The organism is Paenibacillus azoreducens (assembly GCF_021654775.1).
In the GTDB taxonomy this organism is placed as follows: domain Bacteria; phylum Bacillota; class Bacilli; order Paenibacillales; family Paenibacillaceae; genus Paenibacillus_AQ; species Paenibacillus_AQ azoreducens.
The window spans coordinates 6,575,480-6,599,801 of sequence record NZ_AP025343.1; the positions used below are offsets into that span (position 1 = coordinate 6,575,480).

At 44.9% G+C, this 24,322-nt stretch carries 23 protein-coding genes; 9 read left to right on the forward strand and 14 right to left on the reverse strand.

Annotated features, from left to right (window positions below):
• Positions 1 to 17 precede the first annotated feature (17 nt).
• On the forward strand, positions 18 to 554 hold the full coding sequence (locus L6442_RS29445) for a sigma-70 family RNA polymerase sigma factor (RefSeq protein WP_212979075.1): 537 nt from the start codon (positions 18 to 20) through the stop codon (positions 552 to 554).
• Positions 555 to 674: 120 nt separating this feature from the next.
• Here L6442_RS29445 and L6442_RS29450 read toward each other — a convergent pair whose 3' ends face one another.
• On the reverse strand, positions 675 to 2,036 hold the full coding sequence (locus tag L6442_RS29450) for an erythromycin esterase family protein (RefSeq protein WP_212979076.1): 1,362 nt from the start codon (positions 2,034 to 2,036) through the stop codon (positions 675 to 677).
• Positions 2,037 to 2,236: 200 nt separating this feature from the next.
• Here L6442_RS29450 and L6442_RS29455 point away from each other — a divergent pair, with 200 nt between their 5' ends.
• From L6442_RS29455 to L6442_RS29470, 4 genes are all read left to right on the forward strand, one after another.
• On the forward strand, positions 2,237 to 2,638 hold the full coding sequence (locus L6442_RS29455) for a VOC family protein (RefSeq protein ID WP_212979077.1): 402 nt from the start codon (positions 2,237 to 2,239) through the stop codon (positions 2,636 to 2,638).
• 107 nt (positions 2,639 to 2,745) lie between these two features.
• On the forward strand, positions 2,746 to 3,693 hold the full coding sequence (locus tag L6442_RS29460; RefSeq protein WP_212979078.1) for a hypothetical protein: 948 nt from the start codon (positions 2,746 to 2,748) through the stop codon (positions 3,691 to 3,693).
• A gap of 209 nt (positions 3,694 to 3,902) precedes the next feature.
• A complete protein-coding gene (locus L6442_RS29465) occupies positions 3,903 to 4,196 on the forward strand; it encodes an ArsR/SmtB family transcription factor (RefSeq protein WP_237100127.1) in 294 nt (97 codons plus the stop codon).
• Positions 4,197 to 4,221: 25 nt separating this feature from the next.
• Positions 4,222 to 5,895 carry an FAD-dependent oxidoreductase gene (locus tag L6442_RS29470; protein ID WP_212979080.1) on the forward strand — a complete coding sequence of 558 codons (1,674 nt, stop codon included), beginning with the start codon at positions 4,222 to 4,224 and terminating at the stop codon, positions 5,893 to 5,895.
• A 170-nt stretch (positions 5,896 to 6,065) separates the two neighbouring features.
• Here the strand turns inward: L6442_RS29470 and L6442_RS29475 are convergent, their stop codons facing one another.
• From L6442_RS29475 to L6442_RS29495, 5 genes are read right to left on the reverse strand one after another with little or no spacing between them, the layout of a single operon-like run.
• Entirely contained in the window at positions 6,066 to 7,907 is a 1,842-nt protein-coding gene (locus L6442_RS29475; RefSeq protein ID WP_212979081.1) for a M56 family metallopeptidase, read from the reverse strand.
• Positions 7,900 to 8,271: a BlaI/MecI/CopY family transcriptional regulator gene (locus L6442_RS29480; RefSeq protein ID WP_194232556.1), complete on the reverse strand. Its 372-nt coding sequence runs from the start codon at positions 8,269 to 8,271 to the stop codon at positions 7,900 to 7,902. Before L6442_RS29480 ends, L6442_RS29475 begins: the two co-directional genes overlap by 8 nt.
• 49 nt (positions 8,272 to 8,320) lie before the next feature.
• On the reverse strand, positions 8,321 to 9,997 hold the full coding sequence (locus tag L6442_RS29485; RefSeq protein WP_212979082.1) for an MFS transporter: 1,677 nt from the start codon (positions 9,995 to 9,997) through the stop codon (positions 8,321 to 8,323).
• On the reverse strand, positions 9,990 to 10,454 hold the full coding sequence (locus tag L6442_RS29490; protein ID WP_194232582.1) for an SRPBCC family protein: 465 nt from the start codon (positions 10,452 to 10,454) through the stop codon (positions 9,990 to 9,992). Before L6442_RS29490 ends, L6442_RS29485 begins: the two co-directional genes overlap by 8 nt.
• Before the next feature lie 28 nt (positions 10,455 to 10,482).
• Entirely contained in the window at positions 10,483 to 10,971 is a 489-nt protein-coding gene (locus tag L6442_RS29495; protein ID WP_194232557.1) for a MerR family transcriptional regulator, read from the reverse strand.
• 269 nt (positions 10,972 to 11,240) lie between these two features.
• Between L6442_RS29495 and L6442_RS29500 the strand changes: the two genes are divergently transcribed.
• Entirely contained in the window at positions 11,241 to 13,217 is a 1,977-nt protein-coding gene (locus tag L6442_RS29500; RefSeq protein WP_212979083.1) for a stalk domain-containing protein, read from the forward strand.
• A 78-nt stretch (positions 13,218 to 13,295) separates the two neighbouring features.
• On the opposite strand, the gene L6442_RS29505 is transcribed toward L6442_RS29500, so the two are convergent.
• From L6442_RS29505 to L6442_RS29525, 5 genes are all read right to left on the reverse strand, one after another.
• Complete coding sequence (locus tag L6442_RS29505; protein ID WP_212979084.1) at positions 13,296 to 14,000, reverse strand: SurA N-terminal domain-containing protein; 705 nt, start codon at positions 13,998 to 14,000, stop codon at positions 13,296 to 13,298.
• A gap of 123 nt (positions 14,001 to 14,123) precedes the next feature.
• On the reverse strand, positions 14,124 to 15,125 hold the full coding sequence (locus L6442_RS29510; RefSeq protein WP_212979085.1) for an aminoglycoside phosphotransferase family protein: 1,002 nt from the start codon (positions 15,123 to 15,125) through the stop codon (positions 14,124 to 14,126).
• A 12-nt stretch (positions 15,126 to 15,137) separates the two neighbouring features.
• Positions 15,138 to 15,980 carry an arylamine N-acetyltransferase gene (locus L6442_RS29515; RefSeq protein WP_212979086.1) on the reverse strand — a complete coding sequence of 281 codons (843 nt, stop codon included), beginning with the start codon at positions 15,978 to 15,980 and terminating at the stop codon, positions 15,138 to 15,140.
• Positions 15,981 to 16,025: 45 nt separating this feature from the next.
• On the reverse strand, positions 16,026 to 16,655 hold the full coding sequence (locus L6442_RS29520; protein WP_212979087.1) for a LysE family translocator: 630 nt from the start codon (positions 16,653 to 16,655) through the stop codon (positions 16,026 to 16,028).
• Between the two features lie 349 nt (positions 16,656 to 17,004).
• A complete protein-coding gene (locus L6442_RS29525) occupies positions 17,005 to 17,295 on the reverse strand; it encodes a hypothetical protein (RefSeq protein WP_212979088.1) in 291 nt (96 codons plus the stop codon).
• A gap of 87 nt (positions 17,296 to 17,382) precedes the next feature.
• Here L6442_RS29525 and L6442_RS29530 point away from each other — a divergent pair, with 87 nt between their 5' ends.
• Positions 17,383 to 17,559, forward strand: a complete 177-nt coding sequence (locus tag L6442_RS29530; RefSeq protein ID WP_212979089.1) for a hypothetical protein — start codon at positions 17,383 to 17,385, stop codon at positions 17,557 to 17,559.
• A gap of 697 nt (positions 17,560 to 18,256) precedes the next feature.
• Here L6442_RS29530 and L6442_RS29535 read toward each other — a convergent pair.
• The 3 genes from L6442_RS29535 to L6442_RS29545 form a co-directional block, all read right to left on the reverse strand.
• Positions 18,257 to 19,480 carry a S41 family peptidase gene (locus L6442_RS29535; protein ID WP_212979090.1) on the reverse strand — a complete coding sequence of 408 codons (1,224 nt, stop codon included), beginning with the start codon at positions 19,478 to 19,480 and terminating at the stop codon, positions 18,257 to 18,259.
• Positions 19,481 to 19,815: 335 nt separating this feature from the next.
• The gene (locus tag L6442_RS29540) at positions 19,816 to 21,348 is read right to left on the reverse strand and encodes a serine hydrolase domain-containing protein (RefSeq protein ID WP_212979091.1); all 1,533 of its coding nucleotides are present in this window, start codon (positions 21,346 to 21,348) and stop codon (positions 19,816 to 19,818) included.
• A gap of 101 nt (positions 21,349 to 21,449) precedes the next feature.
• Positions 21,450 to 21,857, reverse strand: coding sequence for a DUF6223 family protein (locus L6442_RS29545; RefSeq protein ID WP_212979092.1), 408 nt, complete (start codon positions 21,855 to 21,857; stop codon positions 21,450 to 21,452).
• 352 nt (positions 21,858 to 22,209) lie between these two features.
• On the opposite strand from L6442_RS29545, the gene L6442_RS29550 reads away from it, so the two are divergent.
• Both L6442_RS29550 and L6442_RS29555 read left to right on the forward strand, forming a co-directional pair.
• The gene (locus L6442_RS29550; RefSeq protein ID WP_212979093.1) at positions 22,210 to 22,896 is read left to right on the forward strand and encodes a response regulator transcription factor; all 687 of its coding nucleotides are present in this window, start codon (positions 22,210 to 22,212) and stop codon (positions 22,894 to 22,896) included.
• Positions 22,893 to 24,011, forward strand: a complete 1,119-nt coding sequence (locus L6442_RS29555) for a sensor histidine kinase (RefSeq protein ID WP_212979094.1) — start codon at positions 22,893 to 22,895, stop codon at positions 24,009 to 24,011. Before L6442_RS29550 ends, L6442_RS29555 begins: the two co-directional genes overlap by 4 nt.
• The last annotated feature ends 311 nt before the right edge of the window (positions 24,012 to 24,322 follow it).

Sequence of the window (24,322 nt, forward strand, 5' to 3'; positions counted from 1 at the left end):
GCGTGGAGACTATCATTGTGCAGCAGGAACTAGAATCATTGGCAGCACTGGCATCCAAGGGCGATAAAAATGCGTTCGGGACGCTGATACGCGCCCATGAAGCTTGCCTTTACCGCATTGCCAAAACGGTTGTTCATTCCGATGAAGATTGTGCGGATGCCATACAAGAGGCGGTGCTAAAAGCATACCGTTCCATTCGTTCGCTGCGTGAGCCGAAATATTTCAAAACATGGCTTATCCGCATACTCATCAACGAGTGCCGTACGCTGCTTCGCAAAAAAAAGAAAACTGTTCCGTTTGCCGAACTTCAGCATACTCCTACCGAATCGGATGATTATGGGCATATCGAAATGATCGATATCGTCAACCATTTGGAGGAAGACTTGCAGGTTGTCGTTACCCTGTTCTATATTGAAGATTTGCCGCTAAAAGAGATCGCCGAACTGCTGGATCAGCCCGTCGGTACGATCAAGTCCCGCCTGTACCGGGCGCGGTGCACGCTGGCGAAATTACTTCATATTCATAACGGCGGTAAAAAGGACCTGATGATCTAGACAAATCGAAAACTCCCCCGAAGCGAAACATGCCGTTTCCTTCTGGGGGAGTTTTTTGCCTAAAGGGATGCAGCCCCTGCCGCCCTCTAGGCCTTGGTTTTGAACCCCTTTGAGTCTGCCTTAGTACTTCGTGGTTGGTTCTTTTACCTTATCGAAGACGATAATGCCGTCATACTGTTCCTTCGGAACAAATTTCATTACCATCGGTTCAATGATTTCGGAGGTCATGCCATCCTCAGCAGCGTACATCGGCTTGAACATCCAGGCGTTGTTTTTATTTGGCGACTTGTGTTTGGATAAATCGGCGAAGGCAATCTTATAACCGCTCTGCATAAACAGATGCTCCAAGCTTCCCTTCGGCATCGGTTTGATCTGAAACAGCTTCTGCGTCGTGATGGTGCTTGCTTGTCCGCTGTTCATATACAGGCCGATAACGTATTCCTTATCCTTCAATTTTTTATTAAGCAGTTCGCCCATGCTGGTAAAGCTGTTAGTCCATTTCCCCTGTTCTTTAACGGCGATTTTGGATGTGTTTTTTGCCAAATGGTCGTTATGCGCCCACAAAATCACTTTTTTCCCTGGATACAGCTCCTTCATTAACCATTCCACGTTTTCAGTCATGATCCGGTCTCTGAATTCATAACTTCCCCTCGTATCGTACATACCCATTTCGATAAACTTGACGCGGTCCTCCAGGGTTTTCACAGCGACTTCGAACAGATGCGGATTTTTCGGATATGCCGCCACCAGCTCTTTTTTATGGTCTGTCATGAACTGGATTAACGCTTTGTATTTCGGTTCGTATTCATCTTTGACTTTCTTAATTTCCTGCTTGACCTGCGGGTTATTGTCGTTATCCAAGCCGTATTTGTTAAGAACCCCATAATAATCGGTCATCGCCTGCATTTCAAAGTTGAAATAGTCCTGCCCCTGCTCTTTGTCTACTTTTGCGATCCACTGCGCAACAAACTGCGTGAAATAACCTGATGTAAACTGCATGTCATAACCGGCCAAATATAGCGGCTTGTCAGTTTTGCTCTGCTTTTTGATATATTCGAACAAGTTCTGTGTCTCTTTGGAATGCCATATCGGAAAAATGGAGCCTTGCATCATCTGTTTTGGAGTCAGCGAATCCATATTCTCATAGGTCAAAAAGGAATCGCCAAGCCCCGACTCAAACGCGATGACATCAAACCCGAGCTCTTCATGCAAATATTTGATCAATCTTGTTTTCATGCTGCTGTATTCGGCGACCCGGTGGAAGTTTTCCCCCAGGCTGACAACGGTTTTATCCTTCAAGATCGGCTTTAGAAATTCCAAATCTTTATAGTCGCTTGATGTGAGAGATTTGATATCTTGAAAATTCCCCTTCATTGCCGCATTGGTTTGCGCATTAGCCGCGGATGTGTTAACCGGCGCAAGCATTAAGGAAATAGCCAGCCCCGCTGCGATCATACCTGTAAAACGTTTTATGGCTTTCATTATTACATTCTCCTCTCTATTTCTTTACATCGTTCTTTCTTCCTCACAACCATCGTAACGGGAACTTATAAAGAAATTATAAAGTCGGGACAAAAATCTGTTCGGCTCTTGTCGCCAGGGCAACAGATACAACTGTACTGAAAAATGCTATTATAGAATCGTTTTCCATCATTTTTTTAGAGAGCACGGGGGGATCATGCATGCAAAAATTTGTCCATCATATCTGCATCCAAACCAATCGATACGAAGAATCATTGCAATTCTACAGGGACGTCTTAGGATTTGAACTGATCAACGAATCGCCAAATTTCCACGGCCGTCATTATAATTCATGGTTAAGACTAGGTGGCTTCTGCATTGAATTACAAACCGGAAAAATCGGGGAAACGCTCCGCGGCGTCGACCGGGATACCGAAGGTATTGTGCATTTATGTCTATGGGTAGACGATTTGGATCGTGAGGTCGAAAATATAAAACAGTGTGGTTGCGAACTTATTCTGAAAAATAATCAGGAAATATATAAGGTCGAAAACGGCAGGTTATGCAAGTTGATCGCACCGGAAGGCACCATTATTGAGCTTCGGGATAATCAGGGAATATAGGGTCAATTGAACGGTCCCGGCTTAAATCATATTTACTTTCCGCATCGTTGAGGTACAATATATGGGAAATTAATATCGTTAAATAACCAATCGTTATGGAGAAATAGATGAGGAATTTTACAAGTGACACGGCCAAAAAAATATTAGCGAATGAAATCAATGTGGAAACGCTGTTAACCCAATACCCGGAGTATAAACAAGAGGTGTTGAACGAGCTGCGCGTTCTGAAAAGCAATCATGAATCGAACATCGTTCAAGCCATTATCGACAAATATACGGCCAGTGCAAAGATGGCCAAAAATAAAATCATGAAAAGCGGCATGAATGAAACGACGGTGAATGCTTTTCTCCCCCATATCATCAAGGCGCGGTTTGCGATTTACCTGCTGGAGCAGTTAAATACGGCGGTGGCAGCCGCGAATGCATCCGACAAAAACGTCAAATTCAATCTTTGGGACGGCATGATTTTGCAAAAGCTTTTGTTTCGCAAAGGATTCGAGAGAAAGCCGGTATCTCTGGGCTTATTTCGTTTGGGCTGGAAATTGGTCATGCATAAAAAGATATTAATGCCTCTCGTCAACCAAAAGGGCATCTATTGCTTCTACTCCAAACCTTTAATCGGGGAGCTGGCCAAACTGATCGGCGGCAAAAGCTGCCTGGAAATCGCCGCAGGAGACGGCACCTTAACGAAATTTTTGAACGAAAAAAATGTAGGCTGCAAAGCGACGGACGACTACAGCTGGCAGCATTATATCTCCTATCCCGAGTTTGTGGAAAAAGCGGATGCCAAAACGGCCCTGCACAAATACAAGCCGGAGGTTGTCCTATGCTCATGGCCTGTGCCGAAGAACCCGTATGAAAAGCATGTGTTTCAAACCGGTTCCGTAGACATGTATATCGTGATCGGAACCCGAAATCCTGCTTATACCGGGGACTTCGATGCTTATAACAACAACGGCAAGTTTACAATGGAACTCAATGAGCGGCTGTCTTCCCTCATCGTTCCCCCGTCCCCCGAAAATGCAGTCTACATATTCCGGCGGATTCAAAAATAAAAAATGGATCCTAAATAACATTCAGAGGCACTGATCGCTCCATCAGTGCTTTTTCTCATTTACATAGAATGATGCTGAATGATCAAACGCGGTATTTATTAAAACAAATGAACTGTTTTTGTAACAATTACAGTATTTTTATATCACAATATCATGATATAATGATGTCGTGATATTGCTGGCATTCAAAAAAGGAGGTGTTACGCATAGTGGATCAATACCAAAAACAAGCCGAGTGGTTGAAGACGCTGGCCCATCCGGTCAGGCTTTGCATAGTAAAAAATTTGATGGCAAAAGGCAGCTGCAACGTTTCCGATATGCAGCATTGCCTTCAAGTTCAACAGTCCACGCTGTCCATGCATTTGCAGAAGCTGAGATCTGCCGGAATTCTTGAAGGCAGCCGAACGGGAAGCGAAGTCATTTATACCTTAAAAGATACGGCAGCCACTCAAATTGTTGAGATCTTGCTGCACGAAGAGCAGCCTTCCCTACCCAATCAGTAAATTGAAATTTAAGGAGGAGATCCTCATGAATAAAAAGGTGATTATCGTTGGCGGTGTTGCCGGTGGAGCATCCGCGGCAGCCCGACTGAGAAGATTGGATGAAGAAGCGGAAATCATTTTGCTGGAACGGGGAGAGCATATTTCTTTCGCTAACTGCGGCCTGCCCTATTATATCGGCGGAACGATTCAAGACCGTTCCAAGCTGCTGGTGCAAACGCCCGAAATGATGGATCGGCGGTTCCGTATTGATGTCCGCGTCCAAAATGAGGCTATCCAGATCAATACGAAAGATAAAACCGTCACGATCCAGCATAACGGAGATACTTATGAAGAAAATTACGACGCCCTGATCCTTTCACCGGGGGCTAAACCCATCAGCCCCTCTATTGAGGGCATTGATCATTCAAAGATTTTGAGCTTGCGGAACATTTCAGACACCGATCACATCAAAAGCATGGTAGACATGGATGCCGTTCGGGAGGTTACGGTCATCGGCGGCGGTTTTATTGGCGTTGAAATGGCCGAAGTTCTGGCAGAACGCGGGCTTAAAGTAACATTAGTGGAATCCGCCCCCCATATCCTCGCTCCCTTTGACGATGATGTCGTTCCCATTGTCGAAAAAGAGCTGCAGGATCATGGCGTCCGCCTGATCCTTGGAGATCCCGTGATGAAATTCAATGACGTAAGCGGCAATGGGCCAGAGGTCATTCTGCAAAGCGGACATTCCCATCATGCCGATTTGGTAATCATGGCCATCGGGGTTATGCCGGATACGGCGTTTTTGAAAGACTCCGGCATTGAACTGGGACCAAAAGGTCATATTATCGTCAATGAATATCTTCAGACGAATTGCGAAGATGTATATGCCGTAGGGGATGCGATTGAAATTTCAAACTTCGTAACCGGCCAAAAAACCGCCGTGCCTCTTGCCGGGCCTGCCAACAAACAGGGACGTATCGCCGCGGATCATATAGCCGGTCTACCATCCAAATACGAAGGTGCGCAAGGTACGAGCATCCTCAAGGTTTTCGGTTTAACCGCCGCCAGCACCGGCAGCAACGAACGCACCTTGCGCCGCAGCGGAATTCCATATCGCACGGCCTTGGTACACCCAGGCTCCCACGCTGGTTATTATCCTGGTGCTGAGCCTATGACGCTCAAGTTAATCTATGACAAGCAAGGCAGAGTATTGGGGGCTCAAGCATTGGGAGGCGCTGGCGTAGATAAGCGAATGGATGTGCTTGCTACAGTGATCCGGCTCAAAGGCACCGTGCAAGATTTGACGGAGCTGGAGCTTGCCTATGCGCCTCCTTATTCCTCCGCCAAAGATCCGGTCAATATGGCGGGATTTGTTGCCCAAAACGATCTTAACGGCATGTCGCCGACGATTACGCTGGAGGATATCAAAGAACGAAATAAGGAAAACACCATTTTGCTCGATGTGCGTACCCGCCAGGAATTCGAACAAGGACATATTCCGGATGCAGTCAATATTCCTCTTGACGAATTGAGAGACCGGTTAGATCAGTTGGATTCCTCCAAAAAGCTGCTCGTATACTGCCAGGTCGGCCTTAGAGGTTACACAGCCGTAAGGATTTTGCGCCAAAAAGGATTCAACGCCGTCAACCTGACCGGAGGGTACAAATATTATAAATCGGCTTCCTTTACGCCGGATCAAGATGGCATTATCATTTATTAACGAGAACTAAAGCTTAAACAGCAGGCAAAATAACCCATGAAGTGGGGCCTATGCTTCAATGCTTATTCCAAATGCTTTGCGGGAACCCAAAACTTCTATAATCTAAAAAAAGAACTTGGCGAGGTGATATCCCCATGCCAAGTTCTTTTTGTCGACTTATGAAATCTTCTTTAATTTGTTATGGTCACTTCCTCTTTACCGGTCTTATACGTATAAATTTCTAACACTGCATGATCTTGTTCCTCTCCACTTGCCACAACTTTAAAGGAATGATTAACTTCATTTTTCCCAGGCGTGTAAATATGCCTACTCCAAGTGGAAGAAGCATTGAAAATTGGATCCACGATCTTGCCAGTCGTCTCATCAATGATCGCCAAGTTAATGGTGGGCATTTTGTCCGTCAATTCCTTTATATCGATCGCTAAAGTTTCACCGCTCTTTATGACAAAGGCAGCACCGAGCTGTACCCCCTGATTTATTTCGCCGTTCTCATTCGTTTTGGGCAGCTTAGCTTTTCCGTCAAAAATGTCTGTTATTTTTATTTTTTTGTCATGCGAAGTATACATTTTATGCCCAACGATGGCGCCGCTTGTATTTTGGGACAGGCGATAAGTAAACTGTTTCGGAGTAATAACCTCATCTATTACATAAACTCCCCGCTTCATAAGCTCGTTGAAAAATGCCTGATGATTATACTTATATTTAGGGTCATGGTAGTCCAAGTTAAAAGTAATTTGATTGACTATCATCTGTTGAATCACTTTATCGTCTATGTAATCCTTTGCGCGTTCACTAAAAGCAATCGTTACCGTTTGGCCTTTAATGGACATCGTTTTATTGAGCATGTTCGCGGCTGACTCTTTTTCCTGCCAATGTTGAACAATTTGATAGTAAGGCTCCGTGCGGTTGAAGTAATCGATCTTTCGTCCATCAGCATCAATATACAAATCTTCGGTGATATGAATCGATTTTTTTCCAAGCATGAGTTGCACATTTTCCTCAAGTGTTTCGAACGCATCGTAATAGGTCTTAATGCCACCGCTATATTCCGTAAGAGGCTTGGATTTTTCAGCAAAAACAACGGAGGATGAGAAGACTGACACTGTTGTAATTAGAACAACAAGGAAAATGCCTAAGACCTTTTTTCCGCTTCCCGTATTTCGTTTCATGATTAGTGAAAACCTCCTGTACAACTGTTTTTTGGGTAGAGCTAGATTGCTGTTCAGAACAGGCGAATTTGAAGCAAAATGTAGAATCATCTCGCTGTATCGCTTCTTCTCAGCCGTTTTCAAGCCTTTCGTTATTTGTTCGTCAACGGCGTATTCGCAGGCCTCGCTAATATTAGCCAAAGCAAGATAAGATACCGGATTGAACCAATGCAGGCAGTTGACCAACACCGCCATAAGCTTAATCCAAACGTCTCTTTGCTTGTAGTGGATCCATTCATGCTGTAGCGCAAGTTGATAATCCTCTTCATTGATGTTCGCGTTTGGCATTACGATTGTCGGCTTGATAAATCCAATGAGCATAGGAGAGTGCACATCATCGCTCACTACCACTTTCAGATCTCCTATCCGATCGATCGGGGAGGATTGAATCGCTTGCTTTTTAAAGCGAAAGTAAGCGAAAAAATAACGGTACAACATTGCTAAACAACCGACCATCCAGATTCCAAGTATCCACTGATCTACAGATAAAATAGATGAACCTTGGCTTTCAAGCGTCGTGCTGACATCTGCCGTCTGGTCAGGCATTGACGTTCCGATCGTTGCAGTCCTCTCGATAACAGCGCTCGTTGAATCTGGTTGCACCTGTTTTTCATAAAAGGAAAACGGCGGTTGATGAATTGACACGTTAAAGTGCAGCGGGAAAATAAAAAGAGCTAATGCCATCAAACTGGCGTAGTAATACCACCGACCACCATATTTTGATGCCAATTTCGTTCTTAGCAAAATGAATAATACGCTTGCAACACTACCGGTAAGAGAGGTCATTAACAACCATTTAATCATCTCTGTCCGCCTCGCTGTTTATAAATGCCCGGAGCTCTTCGATATCCTTCTTTGTCAAATTCCCAGCCTGAAATAATGAGCTAATCAAACTTTTGGCAGAGCCATTATGGATGGAGAGTAGAAAGCTCTTTGTTTGCATTTTTCTGTAATCCTCTTCAGTGATTGCTGCCCAATATTCATGAGCATGCGAACGTCCGAGTTTCACGGATTGCAACGCACCCTTGTCTTGTAACCTACCGGCAAGCGTAAGAATAGTCGTCTTATTTTTGTTGGGGAAATATTCCATGATTTCATTTGTAGTCATCCTTCTTTTACTTTCCCATAGGACTTTCATAATCTCCATTTCAGCTTTTGTGATTTGCATATCGTTATGTCGCCTCCCTTCGATTCTACGTTATGTTTTTTATTCTACATCACGTTGAAACGAAATTCAAGCCGAAGAAAACAGCCAAGATTGCTGCGTTTCGTCGGCTTTGGATAAAGATTCTTATTAACGAACTTAGTTCATGCTCCATTTCAGGTATGACTGCTGGATTCTGCTCATGCCACTCCTGTTGATTCTCGCCGCTGGGACGCACATGCCTAAGCAAGGCTACTGCCGAGACCGCCACTCCGATCAAAAGAACGGCGCTGATCAAAGATACAGTTGAAAACCCGTTGTTAAACGCATCACGGGCTGAAGCCAACAAAGCTGCACCAAGCGAATCAGGAAGATTCCGGGCTGCTTCCGCAGCGCCGACAAGCGAGTCGCTGGCGGTCCCGATCGCCTCATGAGGAACCATAGCCGGCATGCTCCTTGTAATCTGGTTGCGGTATACGGCAGTACCGATACTCCCTAGAACGGCGATCCCGAGTGCGAATCCGACTTCAGCGCTGGTCTGAGATAATGCGCCTGCCGAACCCGCTTTCTCCGGCGGAGCGGATCCGACGATCATATCGGGCGTTAAAGTCATTAACGGACCTGCCCCGAAATTCGTTAACGCGTAACCGATCACCAGGGCGGTGAATCCGGTCGTTACATCCACCCGGTTAAGTATCAACAGCCCCGTCACCGAAAAGGCAAGCCCTATTCCTATCAGGTATGCCGGACGGATTCGGCGCGCGATAAGCGGGGAAAGCAGAAAACTTGCCATTTGCGCGGCTACCGAGGGGAGCATCCACAAGGCAGCTTGTAACGGTGTTAATCCGTCGACCAATTGGAGGTATTGCGTAAAGAGCAGCATGATTACACCCATAAGAAAGGTGCCAAAAAATTGTCCGCCCAATGCAGTACGTAATGTACGGTTAGCAAACAGACGCAAATCGAGCAAAGGTTCCTTCAGCGAACGTTGACGTTGTATGAATATCAAACCGAACACGCAGCCAACCACAATTTCAATAATGTTAACCGGTTGCAAACCATTCTTAGCCAGTTCCTTGATGCCGTATACGGTCGGCAGAATCGCTGCAAGTGACAGGATGACGCTGGTTAGGTCCAGGCGGCCTGAATCGATGTTGCGATATTCGGGCAGCAGAATCGGACCCAGAATAAGCAGCAGTACCATGACAGGTACGCCGATCAGAAACGTTGAACCCCACCAGAAGTTCTCCAGCATCACTCCACCAATTACCGGACCGATGGCAGCCCCGCCCATAGCTCCTGCCATCCAGAGACTTATGGCAAGCCCCCTCTGCTTCGGATCCTGGAACATGTTGCTGATTAAAGCTAACGTTGAAGGTACTAATGTAGCTCCAGCTATGCCAAGGATAGCGCGGGCTGCGATCAACATCCCGGGACTTGTCGAAAACGCGGCAGCCATGGATGCGATGCCAAAAACAGCTGCCCCTATCAATAGCACTTTACGACGGCCGATGCGATCTCCCAAGGTCCCCATCGTAATTAAAAATCCCGTCAGCATAAACCCGTAGATATCCATGATCCATAACTGTTCAACGCTTCCAGCGCCTAAATCTGCACTCAGATATGGGAGCGCCAGGGCCAGTACTAAGATATCGATAGATATGAGCAGACTGCTCAAGACCAATACGCCTAGTCCAACCCACTCTCTTGTACCGGCTTGCATATCGGTCTCCGCTGGCATGCTAGTCATGGCTATTTCCAATCGTAGACTTGTTCAGCAGTTCCTCCCCCAGTTTGTCCAACATAATTTTCGTTCCGTGCTCACGTTGGGCTACCGTATCATGACCATCGAGGAAAGCGCATTGTTCGGTGTATATGAGCTTTGTACCACCTTTTGCTTCCTTGAATTCCACCGTTGTTACGGATACCGACATACGTGTTTCATTCATGTCTAAAGTATAGGAATAAACAATACGTTCATCAGGGACTATCTCTTGATAGCAGGCATCAAAGGTGAAGACCGGACCTCCGGAAGGGCCGCCTTGATTGAACTCTCGCCCGCCAACCCGAAAATCGAATGAATCGGCCTTCGGAAACCATTTTCCCTTCGCTTCCGGATCTGACCAAGCAGCAAATACCTTTGCCGGCAGGGCGTTATAGTTTCTTTCAATAACAAAAGTATCATGCGATACAAAATGTTTGCTCATCATTTATTTCTCCTTTTTGATTGGTTGACTAGGAATGCTTGTCAAGAAAATCCCCAAGCATGTCGAAGTGACGTTCCATACTTGTGCGGCGTTCCGCAAAAAATTTCTCATGGCTCTTTTTCATCATGTCTAATAATTTGGTAAAATCCTCAACCGTCAGCGGTTCTTCCATCGCCATCAGGCTCGATATATTCTGCAATTCTTTTAAAAGCTTCTGCTGAATTCGGATATTTTCTTTAAGCCGGTTAATTTGCAGTAATACGACTTCGGATGGATCGTAATGATCATCGGATAGAATCGCTTTAATCTCGTCAAGGGTTAAACCGAGCTCCTTTAATGCCAAGATTTGTTGCAGACGGGAGAGATCATATTCGTTATACAACCTGTATCCTGAATCGGAATATCCGGACGGTGAATACAAACCTATTTGATCATAATATCGCAAGGTTCGAATCGTTAATCCCGTTAAATTGGCGAGCTCCCCTACTTTCCAATATTTTTGGCCTGTGATGATCATCCCCTCATTTCGCGCGATATTGATTACCGGTGACTCAAATATATACCATTATGTCACGTAAGGCTCAAGCAGATATGTAAAAATTTATTGAAATCAAGATTTTAATCAAAACATGATCAGAACATAACGTTAAATAATCAGATATCCGCCAGGGACTTTGCTACAAGGAAACGTTTATGTAAGTCGCCTTTAGAAGGAACTATTTCCCAAATGTCGAATAATACAGATATTTGCAAAATCAAGACCTTACAAAAAAGAGGGGTTGGAACATGAAGTTAAGAAAAATGCTGCATACCGCTACACTTGGCGCTCTTATTCTTGGCGCCAGTACGATTTGTGGAGGCAGCGGCGCTTCTGCCGCAGGAGATCAGCAGTTGCAAATCAAAGATATTGTCGGCAAAAACACGTTCCTGATGAGCGACGGGTCCATGTGGTCCATGATCGACGGCAGCCGGACGGTGTATACGAAAGGTTCCATTGAAGCCATCTCCGGCGATATATACAGTGGAATCGGAATCAATCGGGACGGCAGCTTAGTTGAATGGAGTATCGGAATGCAGCCCCATCTCGTCGAAGGCAAATCAGGGATTAAACAGGTAGCTGGTCCTTATTGGCTGCAAACGGACGGCACCGTCTGGAGCGGCGGCAAGCAGCAAAAGAACCTTAGCGGCATTTTGCAAATTGCTTATGGAGATAGAGCCTTTGCAGCCCTGGCCCAAAACGGCGACTTGCTTTTCAAAGACCCATATAAGCAAAACCATTATAAAAAATTTGGAACTGTGGCCAATCCCGCTTCGGTGAAAGCCATGGTGGCGCATGACGACCGTGCGGCTCTGCTTTTCGACAGCGGCGAAGTTGTCGTCTATGAGGGTTCAAATTTTGACGATAACGGAAAGATAACTCCAGTCACCATTGCACAGGATGCGGCCCATATCACATATGTTTCTTCGGATCCCACCGACGTGGTAATTGTGACGCGAAAAGACGGAAGCGTGTGGTTAACAGGGGAATATACCAACCGCTGGAAGCTTGCAAAACAAGTGCCCGGACTGAGCAATATCGTAAAAACCGCGGTCGATGTCTATTCGGATGATCTTTCCAAAGGCATCTATGCGCAGCGCAGCGATGGCACATGGGTGCTCAGCCAAGATGGCGAAATCCAGCCGGTAGATGTCCCTACCGTAAAAAATGTAGCCATAGCGGTTTCGGACAAGGAACCTTATGTCGGGGATGTCCTCAAAGTCGATATCCAGGAAACCTATACGAATGGAGCCAAAATCAAAGTACCCGTTCAGGAAGCCAAACTCGACATGGACAAACCCTATCTGCTCAAATCCCAGCCGGATGGCACATTCAAAGCGGCGGGCGTAGGTGAAACACGGTTGACGGTTACTTCAGGCAGCGCCACGGCAAGCGCCACCGTGTCCGTCAATCTTCGCGACCCGTTAAAATATGCCAAGCAAGCAAAGGGCACCGTATTCCTTCCGGCAAAACCGGTATTCAAAGCGCTGGGCGGCAGTGCAGCCATCTCAGGTAACGAATGGAATGTTGCATTCGGAGATGCTTCGTTAACATTCAAATTCGGTAGTTCCGCGGCCCAATACGCCGGCAAAGATATTCCATTAAAGGCATTACCGTTTACGGAAAACGGTGAAACCTATATCCCTGCTTCTCTGTTAACCGATGCGCTGGGAGCCAAGGTCGACTGGGATGCGCAGTGGAAGCAGGCGGATATCAGCTTTGGCAATGCCAAGATGACGGTCGTATCCGCGGAAACCGCGGGATTAATCAAAAAAGCGATGCAGGGCAGTCTCGCCAAATTTATCGGGAAAACGTATTGGGTGAATGATTTTGATGTCTGGGAACGGTTCTCGAAAGTAACCGTGTCCGACATTCTCCCGATGGATACGGGCAGCTTCGTGATCGTCTTCAAATCCGCTGCAGGGCAAACGCTCAAAAGCTATTCCATGAATGCTTCGGAAGTAACGCAAGTACTCACGGACTCTCGTTATTTTTTACATTATGATCCTTATAAAAAATATCAATGGTCTGCCTCCGTCTGGAAACAGATCAAAACCGGGAAGATATCGCTGGGCATGAACAAAGAGCAGGTCCTGTTCTCCTGGGGGAATCCTGTCGCCAAGGATACGCAGTCCGCAAACGGCACCATCATTGAAACATGGGGTTACGGCAATTATAATATCGTCGCATTCATCAACGGCAAAGTTACCTTGATTATTGAATAGTCTCCAAACTGGAACTCAGCCACTTTGTGCTCTCTAAGAGAAAGCCTTCGGACCATAATCTGGTCTGAAGGCTTTTTATTAAGGCTTTAATACATTTTTGTTTATCGTCAATTTTCCTACAGAACTTTCGAGCAGGTTCTTTTGAAAGCTTTCAAAGTCCGCGCCCTCTTTGCCAATCTTCCCTTCTGCGGCAAGCTTGTCGAACAATTTACCGATCAGTAAAGCTTTTTCGTATTCCTTTTTCGTTTGGTCACTGTTCCAGAATTCATCTTCGGATAAACCCGTTATTCGAATACGCTGTTTCATCAATTCGCGCACCGTTTCATTATTTCTTCCTTTAATCGATGAGTCGCTAAGGGAAGACCTTTCCCGCTCGATCACCGCATCCACTTCCTCAGGAGTTACTTTAAGTCCTAAGTTCTTGGCATAACTTACGGTTAACTTTTTTTTCACCATGTTATCAATCAGCGCATCATCCGAAATCGAAATTTGATGGTTTTGGAGTTTGTTAATCAGTTCTAGATTGCTTTTGTAAAAAATAAATTCCTGCTTGGATATTTGAAAGTCTTCGCCTTGAACTAACGGGACAGGCACAGCTGAGTTTTGATGGTTTTGGTCTGGATCAAGTTTTGCTTTAAGATCATTAAAGCTTGAACGGATCGTATCCACTTTGTCCGTAGATGGATTGGCAGCGTTAGAAGCACTCGCACTGAATGCAAAACCGATGAGAAATAAGGACAAGCAAACGCCGCCCGCGATTACGGTTAGCTTGTTTAACTTCATTATTTACACCTCTGCTTCTCAAAATGAGATTGCATCCTACTTTATATAACGCATGAACACTATATCATCTAACGGAAATCCCCACAGAATTTTTTAAAAAGAACATGCCACTTTGGTACAACATCATCCTTTGCCCCCATAACGTCTTATATATTCAGGATACGCCCGGAGATGGATTTCTTTCGCCCGTTTTTGCGCCGCTTCTTTCACATCCGGCATACTTTCCGCTTCGACATAATCGGCAAGCACATCAATAACGTCGTCGAGGAGTTTCGCTCTAAAATAAAGCTCCATCCGTTCAAAAGTTTCCTCACCTGCCAAACGAATGAGCTGCTCTTTGTATGCCGGCCATTCTTTGGTCCCATATAAAGGCCATAGAAATACGGAATAGTCCATCGCGGCATCCCCCGATACCGACAGGTCATCCCAATCTATAATCCAAAAGTGATATTCATCGTTTACCAAAATATTTTGCCAGTTCAAATCATTATGTACGATATCGATGGCCTGATTTTGAAAACATGCCATTTCTCTAACCGTTTCCCGCAATGACTCGATCTCTGCATCAAACCAGTCCAACGTGCGGTCTTCCACAAAATCAAGCATATGCATTCCGGAACGGATCGTTTCCAAATCTTCTTCGAACCTTGTAATATATTCCTCGGCAAATGCCTCCGAATAAGTATGAGCTTCTCCATCTGCAATCACATGGCGAATCTGTTCATCACGATGTAATTGCTTAAGTAGATGCAGCACCTTATCGACAACAGGCTCAGGATTCGAGTCGGGGCTTAATGGCTTGCCATTAAGGTATTCAAACACTAAACCATAATGAAACCCGGGCACAACAGGTTCGGTTACCTCATGAACAAGGCGGGGTGCATTGTAGTTTTCCGTCAGATACCCGCTGATCCCTGCCCATTGTTTAAGGCATGCTGCCCGGTCCTCTCGGGCGAATTTCACATGCAGGAACATATCCCCATCCGATAGACGATAAGACTGATTAACGAACCCTCCGGGATTCCAGATATATTTGGCTTCGATGTTCGCCCCTTTCAGTCCAAGCAACTGCGAATTTTTCTTAGCCCATTCCGAGACAAGTTTTTCAGTTAACTGCAGATCCATACGTTCCTCCCCCTATACGGATTCTGAAAATATATCAACATTCAGCTGTTTTAAAACGGCTATCGCTTCGGACACCGGTAGTTTAGGTAGCATAAATTCCTCGGCAATCACGGCCTGAATCTCTTCGGTTGACTTCAAAGTCGTCACGCTCGTTTGGCCGTCTGCATAACGAATTCCAAATTTATTGTTTACTAATGATACACTTCTATTTTTCCCGGTTTGCCAGCGTTGACATCTCAAAATCGTCATAAACGAAGATCCTGGTTGATTAGATTTTATGATGGCTTCAGTAAAATCGCTAACCTGACATGCTTTTGTAGAGTTGAACTCCCATGCCTTTCCGTTTTGTTTACCTTGAACATATCGAATATATTGATATTCGTAATTTTGTGGTCTGACCGGTAACAAATGAACTTCGTCCTTTCCAAATTGCGAAACATTTTGATGATCACTTTCAAACCGCACAGGTTTAAAAAATGGCGCAGCCGCACCACAGTCTACATAAACCCGCTCCTGATCCACAATTACGATAATCCCCATATGTTCCTTGCCCAGCATAATGTGGTAACATTCAAAGCCTATTTCTGTTAACAAACGCTTGAAACTAGAATTCAGCGCGTAGCATGTGCCGCCAAAATGATATTCGATATGGTTCTCTACAAATATATCAAATGGAGGAATATCAAAACCGATGCGGTTCCGATCCCGAAAATACAGCAGCTTGCTAATGTTTTCAAACGGGAAAGTGTTTAAATGAGCGTGACAAATTCGCTCCAGATAATCAAATGTTGGAATTTCTAACGGTAGATTGAGAACACTCAAATACTTTCTAGCACTTTCGGATATATTCCTCATACATATTCTCCTCTGTTAATTAATAATAACCTGTTAAACAATGAATCAAGATGCTCTTGTATTTAACAACTTTATCCCTAATCCAATAAAAATAACGCCGGTTATTTTATTCAATACAAATTCGATTTTGGAATTGTTCCTTAGTTTTTCCGTTGCATATGAAGAGAAAAAAGACACGAACAAACTCCAGATCGTTCCTGTTGTAACAAAGGAAAGACCCAAAATGATAAACGGCAATGGACCATAAGCGTTATCCCTTGAAATAAACTGAGGCAGAAAAGATATAAAAAACAAAGCTACTTTTGGATTCGTAACATTGGTAAGCAGACCTTGCATATAGATCTTTTTTAAAGACATGCTTGTTGTAGCCTTAAGTTCCAAATGAGATGATTTTTGCAATAACATTCGAGCACCAAGATATATCAGGTATGCTGCACCTGTTATTTTTACAATCGTGAATAAGAGAGCGGATGTGGTAAGAATGACCGATAAACCAATAGCAGCTAAAAAAATATGCACCAACACTCCCGTAGAAATACCAAGAACAGAGTAAATCCCTGCTTTTCTTCCTTGTGATACACTTCTGCTAACAATGTACATTGTATCTGCGCCTGGAGTAATATTCATCAAAAATGCAGATAACAAAAAAAGTCCAAAACTTGTTATTCCAATCACTAAGTACACTCCCATCGAATTTTATTTTCGAACCCATTCCATAATTAGGATATCATCTTAACCCTCAGAAATCATCATGTAGTAGATCTTAGTTCTTCTCCAGCTAAATCCGAGCCTTCTCCTTGTTGGTCTCCTGTAGTTTTATCAATCCATAAGTTACACTTCCCTCGCTCGCTTCCTTAGACGGCGAGGGTCTATTGTAGTTCCTATTTATTCATATTTGACGATACCAGACATCAAATGATAAAAAAAGATGACTCCTGATAATTTCAGAAGTCATCACATTACAACTTAAAGTTCGGGGACTCTATTTAGAAAAGCATCTACAGATAAAGCCACAGTTCAGTCTTTAAAGGTCGCTAGGAATCGTAAATGACATACCCCAAGCTTCTCCGCTCATAACATTTCCACCAGCTCGATATGTGACAATGTATTCTCCACCAATTACTCCTTGCTGGTAACCTATGTCGAAACTTTTCCAATCCAAGGGTTGAGCGTCTGGAGCAATGCTTTCAGTAAAATAAATTCTACCTGAATTTCTATGCTGTAAACTTACAGTAATAGTTGATTTTCCGGTGTTTTTTGCAAAAACCTTAATGTGACCATAACCCGGATTAACAGCAAAAGTAGAGGTAGCCAAATAATAAAAAGTTACTCGTCCAGGTGAAACTTACCTTTGAACAAATTGATTATTTCTGACAATTAAAACTGAAAGGGGAATACACTTATGGATTTTCGTAATCCGCCAGGACAATACGATCCTGACGTACACAAAAGACGCCACGAAGAGGAAGAACAGAGGAGATTATCCGGATTTTTTAGGGGGGTTATTTGGAACGCAGTTAATTTCCTTATTGGTGTTGCGATTATTGTATTAATTGTTTTCCTGGTCAAACTTTTCTAATCTTTACATTCTCCCTATTTCAATCTTTATTTCAATAAGTACGCTATCCCGCTAAACAACAATTCATCAGCGCTTTGACTTATTATTTTTTCATCGATTATTGCTAATGCTTCTTTACTAAGGCTGGTGACATGCCCGAAACACAACAAGCAGCTGTACGCGACTATAACAGCCAGATGAACTACTTATTTTGTTCCTGTTGTTTATTACCCTTTATCCTCAATAACAGTTGCTTTTTCAGTGCTTTTACTTGGTTCCGTTGATCAATAAAGAATAAGCGAACCACAATAAAGCTGACGTATCTACGAACCCAGCGAGGCTAACTCGGACGGACTTAGCCTCGCTGGGTTGTTCGCTGATTCAATCTCGCTGCCTATACTCCTTGCGAACCAAGGGTGAAGCCCGCAGAGTAGATACAGTGTTATCTGTGTTCGTATTCGCCATAGCCATAATATCCTTCAAAAAACTCTCGTTGTTTTGATACTGACTTCGCTTGAAATCAACAAATGTATTCTCATTTTCATATCGGACGATGTTCAATAGTTCCAATCCAATATCCCCTTGAACATAGACATCTAAATGCTGATTGACCCAATATACATACTCATGTCCGAGGTACCTTCGTCGCTTCAAAGCGCAAAGCAGTCTTCACAATAGATAATTCCGATTATACTTCCTGAAACCAATATTTTTCCTGCTATCTGATTTCCATAAGCTCGAGTGCCTTCTCTAGTGCTATGTCACGGTTTTGATAGAGATCTTCTCTTCTAATTGATACCTCTATGTCTGGAACAAGACCGAACCCTTCAAACGATCCGCCATTTGGTAAAAGTGAACGAACGGCGCCAACCATGACGATAATGTTTCCATGATCAAAATTTCGAAATAGGGTTTGACCCGTTGAGCCAAATGTCCGTTCTCCGATGATTGTTGCCCTATTATTATCGATGAATGGGAGAATGAAGTCCTCTGCGGCCGATCCAGTGAAACGATCCACTAGAAGGATAAGTTTACCCGAATAGGCGATTTGAATCGAGGGATCAATAAAATCAGGTTCAGTCTCTGCATAACTATAGTCAGTAGCAAACCGAATTTTTGAATTCGGGTGCCTTTGTCTCAAGAATTCAGGATGACGTGCTTGTTCTTTCCACCATCGATAAGGTCGATTCATGAGATGATGTGTTAACCTTCCCGGAGTAGAGCCCCCACCATTGCCTCGCACATCGATGATGATTGAAGATGCATCGCGAAACTCCTCAAGAAGACCCAATGCTCTTTCCTCAAATTTCGGATGATTAAAACTTGGAATATGTATGTATGCCCTTTTTTTATGCAGAAGCCATCTTCCCGTCGTTTCCCCATGATTCTGTGCTTCGAAGTCAATCGATTTGCGAGGAAGAGCAAAAGATCGGCGGCAACTTTGCTCGTCCATGATTTCGATCTTGATCTGTTCTTCCGAACAAAAATGCGAAAGATAGTAAGGCAAGCGGCCTATCATCGAACGCCAATTTGTAATTCCAGTGAGACGGCCAATTTCATCCAACCATTCCTTCAGCGGCTTCCCTTCTACCGAAATCACTTCGTCCCCAGTTCGAAGCAACCCAGAATCGTCTTCTTTAACCACCCATGCTCCACCTAATAACAGCAAGGAAAAGTTGACCATCCCGCCATGGGGAAATGAAGCAACTCGATCGAAATAATTCGAATGAGCGTTACGAAGTTTTCCGAAATACTCCCACATAACGATCTGAAAATCTGCCCGTTTCTCGGCTGTAGCGGCTTTCCTAAAAAACTCCTCGGCTAAGACTCCTAGTTCATCAGGAGTAATAATCGCATTCTCCCAATGAGCAAACGCTTTTTCGGTCAATCTCATGGATTCCGACATTATCAAAAGCCGCTGTTCTAAAGATAGCTCTTGCATAGATACACTAAGCTCCTCTACTTTGAATAAGTCCTGAAGTGGTCATCATTACATTTTTCATAATACCTTATTATTCATGTTGAAGAGAAGCTTACTTGCAATTCGTCGCTCTACTATACTATATTCTGACGAAAGCACTATCAAGGACAGGCAAAAAGGCCTGGCGTAAGGGCATAGCAATCGTCTGAGTGAACGCAGCAGGAGCAATGCCTGAATAAAAACCTTCACTTGTTCAAGCCACTATGCCCTTGCCTCTTTTGCCTCACCTAGGCGGGACTCCTCTTATAAAGTGAAATCCCCTCCTGTTTTCTCACTTATTCTCAACATTTCAACCTTCATGTTTTTACATGCCGAATTAACCGAACCAACCGAATAACTTCCATGCTTCCCTTCAGTGCCATCAGTACAGTCATCCATTTGAGCCAAAGGATTACGTCCGGCTGAAAGATTGTTGCAATATGCCATACCGGCACAACTTGAGTCATACTCAACAACATGATAATAAACAGACCTGCAAAGTTCAGAACAATTTTTGATATAACTTTGATAGATATTTCAGTATGGCCAGAATTGTCAGGACTCCAAGGCCCAAGGCAACGCATCGCAGTTCGAGCGGTCGTGTATAATAACCATGCGCTGAGCATGAATATGAATCCATTTACAAGCAAGTATTTCTGCGAAATGCTTAGACCAGATCCTCCAATCGGTTGTTCATTCAGTAAGTTTATGACCCCGGAAGCGATGTGGGTAGTCGTAATGACGTGTGTTTTGGGCCAAGCGGCATCGATCGCGTCAAGCACGTTAGCGAATACGATAACTCCCAGTTGTTGTTCCGGAACAATATAAGTTTGGGCTTGAAAGCCAATCGAGCCACCAGGTTGTCCGATAACTGGTAAACCGTTAATGTGATCTGTCATCCAACCCATGGCGTACGTTCCTGAAACAGGTTCGGTCTGCATAAGCTGAATCCCTTTCGCAGAGAGGACGGAAACATCCTTAAATCGGCCGCCGTTTATTTGGGCAATCAAGTAATGGCACATGTCCTCCGCACTGGTATAGAGGTAGCCCGCTGGCGCATCCCCTGGAATAAAGATATAGGGGCCTTCGTAGGCAACGTTGTATCCGAGTATCCGACGGTAGGGCTTAGCCAGTCCATGTACAGCTGCCTCATCGAGCGTAACGAAGCTGTTATGCATAGACAGAGGGCTGAAAATATGTTCCTTCACATAGTCGCCATAGGACTGGCCGGATACTTGTTGCACAATATAGCCGAGCAGTACATAATTTGCGTTCGAATACCTGTAGGAATGTTCGGTTTGATTGGTTTGCTTTAAAAACTTTTCCGCATAAGACATGGCGTTTTTCTCCAGAGCATCTTGATCTTGATCGTTGGCACTTGACAGCGTGTTGCTAAAAGTTGAGATTTGGGTAAACCCGCTTGTTTGGTTCAGTAACTGACGTACGGTAATGAACTCTGCACCTTTATACTTGTTGGGGATATAGCGTTGTATAGGAGCATCCAAGTCAATTTTCCCTGTTTCGGCAAGTTGCAGAACGGCCGTAGCAGTAATCGACTTGCCGATCGAACCTAACCCGAAAGGGGTTTCAGCTGTTATAGGGCGACCCGATGAATCGGCTTGACCATATCCCTTAAGGTAAAGAATGCGATCCCCTTGTACAATCCCGAGGGCCAGCCCCGGAAGACGTTGTCGTTTCATTTCACGAGCAATATACGCATCCACTTCGGAGAAGACTGACGTTCCCGATCGCTCTAATTGCATGCCTTCATCACTTCGCGCTGAACTGAATAAGGGAAGGATGAACAGACCACACAAGAATATTGCTATAATTCTCATTCTCATTTTCATTCCATCCCACCCCCAACGAATCGAAGAAAAAAACAGCCGATACCCACCGGAACACGCCCATGAAGGGCAGGAACCCCAACGCGCAGGGCACCATGGTCAGGTCAACCGGTGCGACGGGAGCGGGCCAGAGTTAGCCCGGCGAGAACCATGCTGATCAATCCCATCACAATGGCAATGATGGCTCCGGCTCGCCCGCTGCCTGTGCCGAAATCACCAGTGAATATGGTCAGATGCAGCACGGCGTAGGCTATGACGATCAGCCCCGCCACTCCGGCCACGATGGCCCCGCGTCGCCCGCTGCCTGTGCCGACACGACCCGCAGAGCGGGCCAGAGACAGCCCGGCGAGTATCGCGCTGATCAACCCCACCGCCGCATCTATCGTGGCCCAGAGTCGCCCGGGGGTGGTTACTCCATATCCGACATTACCGTTGGTCATTTCAGCAGAGGCAATAGTTGGAACCAGTAGAAATGCACAAAGTATTACAGATAAAACCAGCTTCATTTTCATTTGTTAATTACTCCTCCTTGTTGTTAAATTTTCTGGATAAATCCAAACCCTCTTTAGCGCTGGGTTCAAACCGTTCCTCTCAATCGACATTGCACACAATTCAGCTCATTTCCAGCACTTTTAATTTTACGTTTTTCATGAAAACGGCCTCCCGCTCACTTATCCTTTCTTGTTTATCGCCGCTATTTCTCTCGTTTCACAATCAGTTTAAACAATAAATGTCGAGAACTTATGCAGTTCTTCCTCTATTTATGTGGATTTCTTCAAAGAACATGCTAAATCAAGGTATAATTTTAGGTAAGCGGTGTATTCTCGCACTGAAAGTAAACTAAACTGGAAAGATGTGATTAGAATGGAGCCGAAATTATTGCTTGTGGAGGACGAACCGGACATGCTTGAGGAGATGCACACCTATCTGCAACGTGAAGGGTTTCGGGTATTGACCGCCTGTACCGGCAAGGAAGCGCTCATGATTGCCCGGTCTGAACGGCCTGATCTCGTCGTGCTTGATTGGATGCTCCCCGAGATAAGCGGTATTGACGTATGCCGTGAAATAAGGCACTCCTCGCACTGCGGTATTATTATGGTCACAGCCCGATCGGATGAATCGGATAAAATCGTCGGTCTGGAAATCGGCGCGGACGATTATTTGACGAAGCCGTTCAGCTTGCGCGAGCTCTCTTCGCGCATCCGAGCCTTGCTTCGCCGCTTGCATGGTCCTGAAGACAGGTTGATGTTATTGGAAAGAGATAACCTGATCATTTCAGAGGCCAAATGCCAGGTATTCAAGGATGGCCAGGAAATCCAACTGACACCGACGGAATTCAAAATTTTATATACATTGGCTGCGCGTCCCGGAATCGTTTTCAGCCGCCTGCAGTTAATAAAAGCTGCACTCGAGGACGAATATATGGGATACGAAAGAACGATGGATTCCCATATCCGGAATCTTCGCCGCAAGCTGGGAGACGATCCGGCCAATCCTCGTTATATTCAAACGGTATACGGTTTCGGTTACCGGTTCGGTGAACAATCATGATGCTGACGGTACGCCAAAAAATATTTATCTACATGGGACTTCTCGTTCTTATTATCGGCGGCGCTCATGCCGTAACCAAACAGGTTTACATGGAGTCTGTGTTCGATCAATTTCGTAAGGAAGAAATCAGTGCATCTTATTTGAACGCACCGCCCGGGGAACAAATCGAGATCTTGAAGACTTATGTTTCAGGTAAAATGCAGAAATTTGGGCTTGAAAATTGGGTGTTTTTTATAGCAATCGGGCTGTTATTCAGTTTATGGATTTCAGGGTTGCTGACGATCCCGCTTCGAAAGCTCGTTGCCGCTATCGAACGCGTTGCGCAGGGGGATCTGGACGTGAACGTTCCTGTACAATCAAAAGACGAATACGGTAAAGTAATCCAGACATTCAATGATATGACGCTTCGCCTCCGGGAAGCTGAGGACGCCCGCAGGCGGTTGGTAGCTGATGTTGCTCATGAGCTTCGAACTCCGCTGTCTGTCATGCAGCTAAAATTAGAAAATGCTCAACAGGCCGGTCAATACGTCCCCCCGGAAATGCTGCTTAGACTCCATGACGAAGTGATCCGCTTAGGCCTGCTTGTGGAAGATCTTCATGTCTTGTCCTTGGCTGAAGCGGGCCGGTTGGCATTGGATTGCAAACCGCTCGATCTGGCGGCAAAACTCGAACAAGTCGTTGATGATATGAAAATGGAGGCTGAGGAGAACGGATTAGAAATAAGCTTCCATTCGAACACAAGGCCGGTAACGGTGGTAGCCGACGCGAGACGGATCACGCAGGTATTCATCAATTTGTTGACTAATGCAATCCGCTACACTCCGGAAGGCGGAAAGATCTCGGTTGTAATTGAAGACAAGGTCCTGGATCTAGATGCGGTTTATACATGTGTGTCAGTGATGGACACAGGCATCGGTATTCCAGCCGAAGAGCTGGCTCACCTATTCGATCGTTTTTATCGCGTGGAAAAGGCCCGTTCGCGACATACAGGCGGAACGGGCCTCGGATTATCGATCGCTCATCATTTTGTCAGAGCCCACGGCGGGTTCATCCGCGTTGTGAGTGAGCCTGGTCAAGGTACGACATTTACCGTTTATTTGCCTTGGTGCAACTAAAATATTGCTGCTTCAAATATGTATTTTTAAATGAGCATTTCGCATTAATCTGAGCTCTTGAGTAGCAAAGATATTCGAACATAAAAGGGACTTCACCCCGACTTGTAGCAATACTGATTTGTCTACCACTTTGGTTCCGGTAGAAAAAGGGGATGGTTTTTGCATATGGCATACAGAGTGGCAAAACCGTCTCCATCATCAATCATAACGCAATTTCCTTATCCACCACGAACGCCGCTAAAAGTTACAGTGCCAGACATAAAAGCGACAATACCGTTCCCCGTTGAATCGCCTGGCACCGATATCATCCA

Bases quoted from the DNA above. Each gene is read 5' to 3' on its own strand.
- L6442_RS29545 (WP_212979092.1), bottom strand. From the start codon at position 21,857: ATGAAAATGAAGCTGGTTTTATCTGTAATACTTTGTGCATTTCTACTG.
- L6442_RS29540 (WP_212979091.1), bottom strand. From the start codon at position 21,348: ATGAAAATGAGAATGAGAATTATAGCAATATTCTTGTGTGGTCTGTTC.
- L6442_RS29450 (WP_212979076.1), bottom strand. From the start codon at position 2,036: ATGAAAGCCATAAAACGTTTTACAGGTATGATCGCAGCGGGGCTGGCT.
- L6442_RS29470 (WP_212979080.1), top strand. From the start codon at position 4,222: ATGAATAAAAAGGTGATTATCGTTGGCGGTGTTGCCGGTGGAGCATCC.
- L6442_RS29555 (WP_212979094.1), top strand. From the start codon at position 22,893: ATGATGCTGACGGTACGCCAAAAAATATTTATCTACATGGGACTTCTC.
- L6442_RS29500 (WP_212979083.1), top strand. From the start codon at position 11,241: ATGAAGTTAAGAAAAATGCTGCATACCGCTACACTTGGCGCTCTTATT.
- L6442_RS29530 (WP_212979089.1), top strand. From the start codon at position 17,383: ATGGATTTTCGTAATCCGCCAGGACAATACGATCCTGACGTACACAAA.
- L6442_RS29550 (WP_212979093.1), top strand. From the start codon at position 22,210: ATGGAGCCGAAATTATTGCTTGTGGAGGACGAACCGGACATGCTTGAG.
- L6442_RS29490 (WP_194232582.1), bottom strand. From the start codon at position 10,454: ATGAGCAAACATTTTGTATCGCATGATACTTTTGTTATTGAAAGAAAC.
- L6442_RS29455 (WP_212979077.1), top strand. From the start codon at position 2,237: ATGCAAAAATTTGTCCATCATATCTGCATCCAAACCAATCGATACGAA.
- L6442_RS29475 (WP_212979081.1), bottom strand. From the start codon at position 7,907: ATGATTAAATGGTTGTTAATGACCTCTCTTACCGGTAGTGTTGCAAGC.
- L6442_RS29505 (WP_212979084.1), bottom strand. From the start codon at position 14,000: ATGAAGTTAAACAAGCTAACCGTAATCGCGGGCGGCGTTTGCTTGTCC.
- L6442_RS29515 (WP_212979086.1), bottom strand. From the start codon at position 15,980: ATGAGGAATATATCCGAAAGTGCTAGAAAGTATTTGAGTGTTCTCAAT.
- L6442_RS29480 (WP_194232556.1), bottom strand. From the start codon at position 8,271: ATGCAAATCACAAAAGCTGAAATGGAGATTATGAAAGTCCTATGGGAA.
- L6442_RS29535 (WP_212979090.1), bottom strand. From the start codon at position 19,480: ATGCAAGAGCTATCTTTAGAACAGCGGCTTTTGATAATGTCGGAATCC.
- L6442_RS29460 (WP_212979078.1), top strand. From the start codon at position 2,746: ATGAGGAATTTTACAAGTGACACGGCCAAAAAAATATTAGCGAATGAA.
- L6442_RS29510 (WP_212979085.1), bottom strand. From the start codon at position 15,125: ATGGATCTGCAGTTAACTGAAAAACTTGTCTCGGAATGGGCTAAGAAA.
- L6442_RS29495 (WP_194232557.1), bottom strand. From the start codon at position 10,971: ATGATCATCACAGGCCAAAAATATTGGAAAGTAGGGGAGCTCGCCAAT.
- L6442_RS29485 (WP_212979082.1), bottom strand. From the start codon at position 9,997: ATGACTAGCATGCCAGCGGAGACCGATATGCAAGCCGGTACAAGAGAG.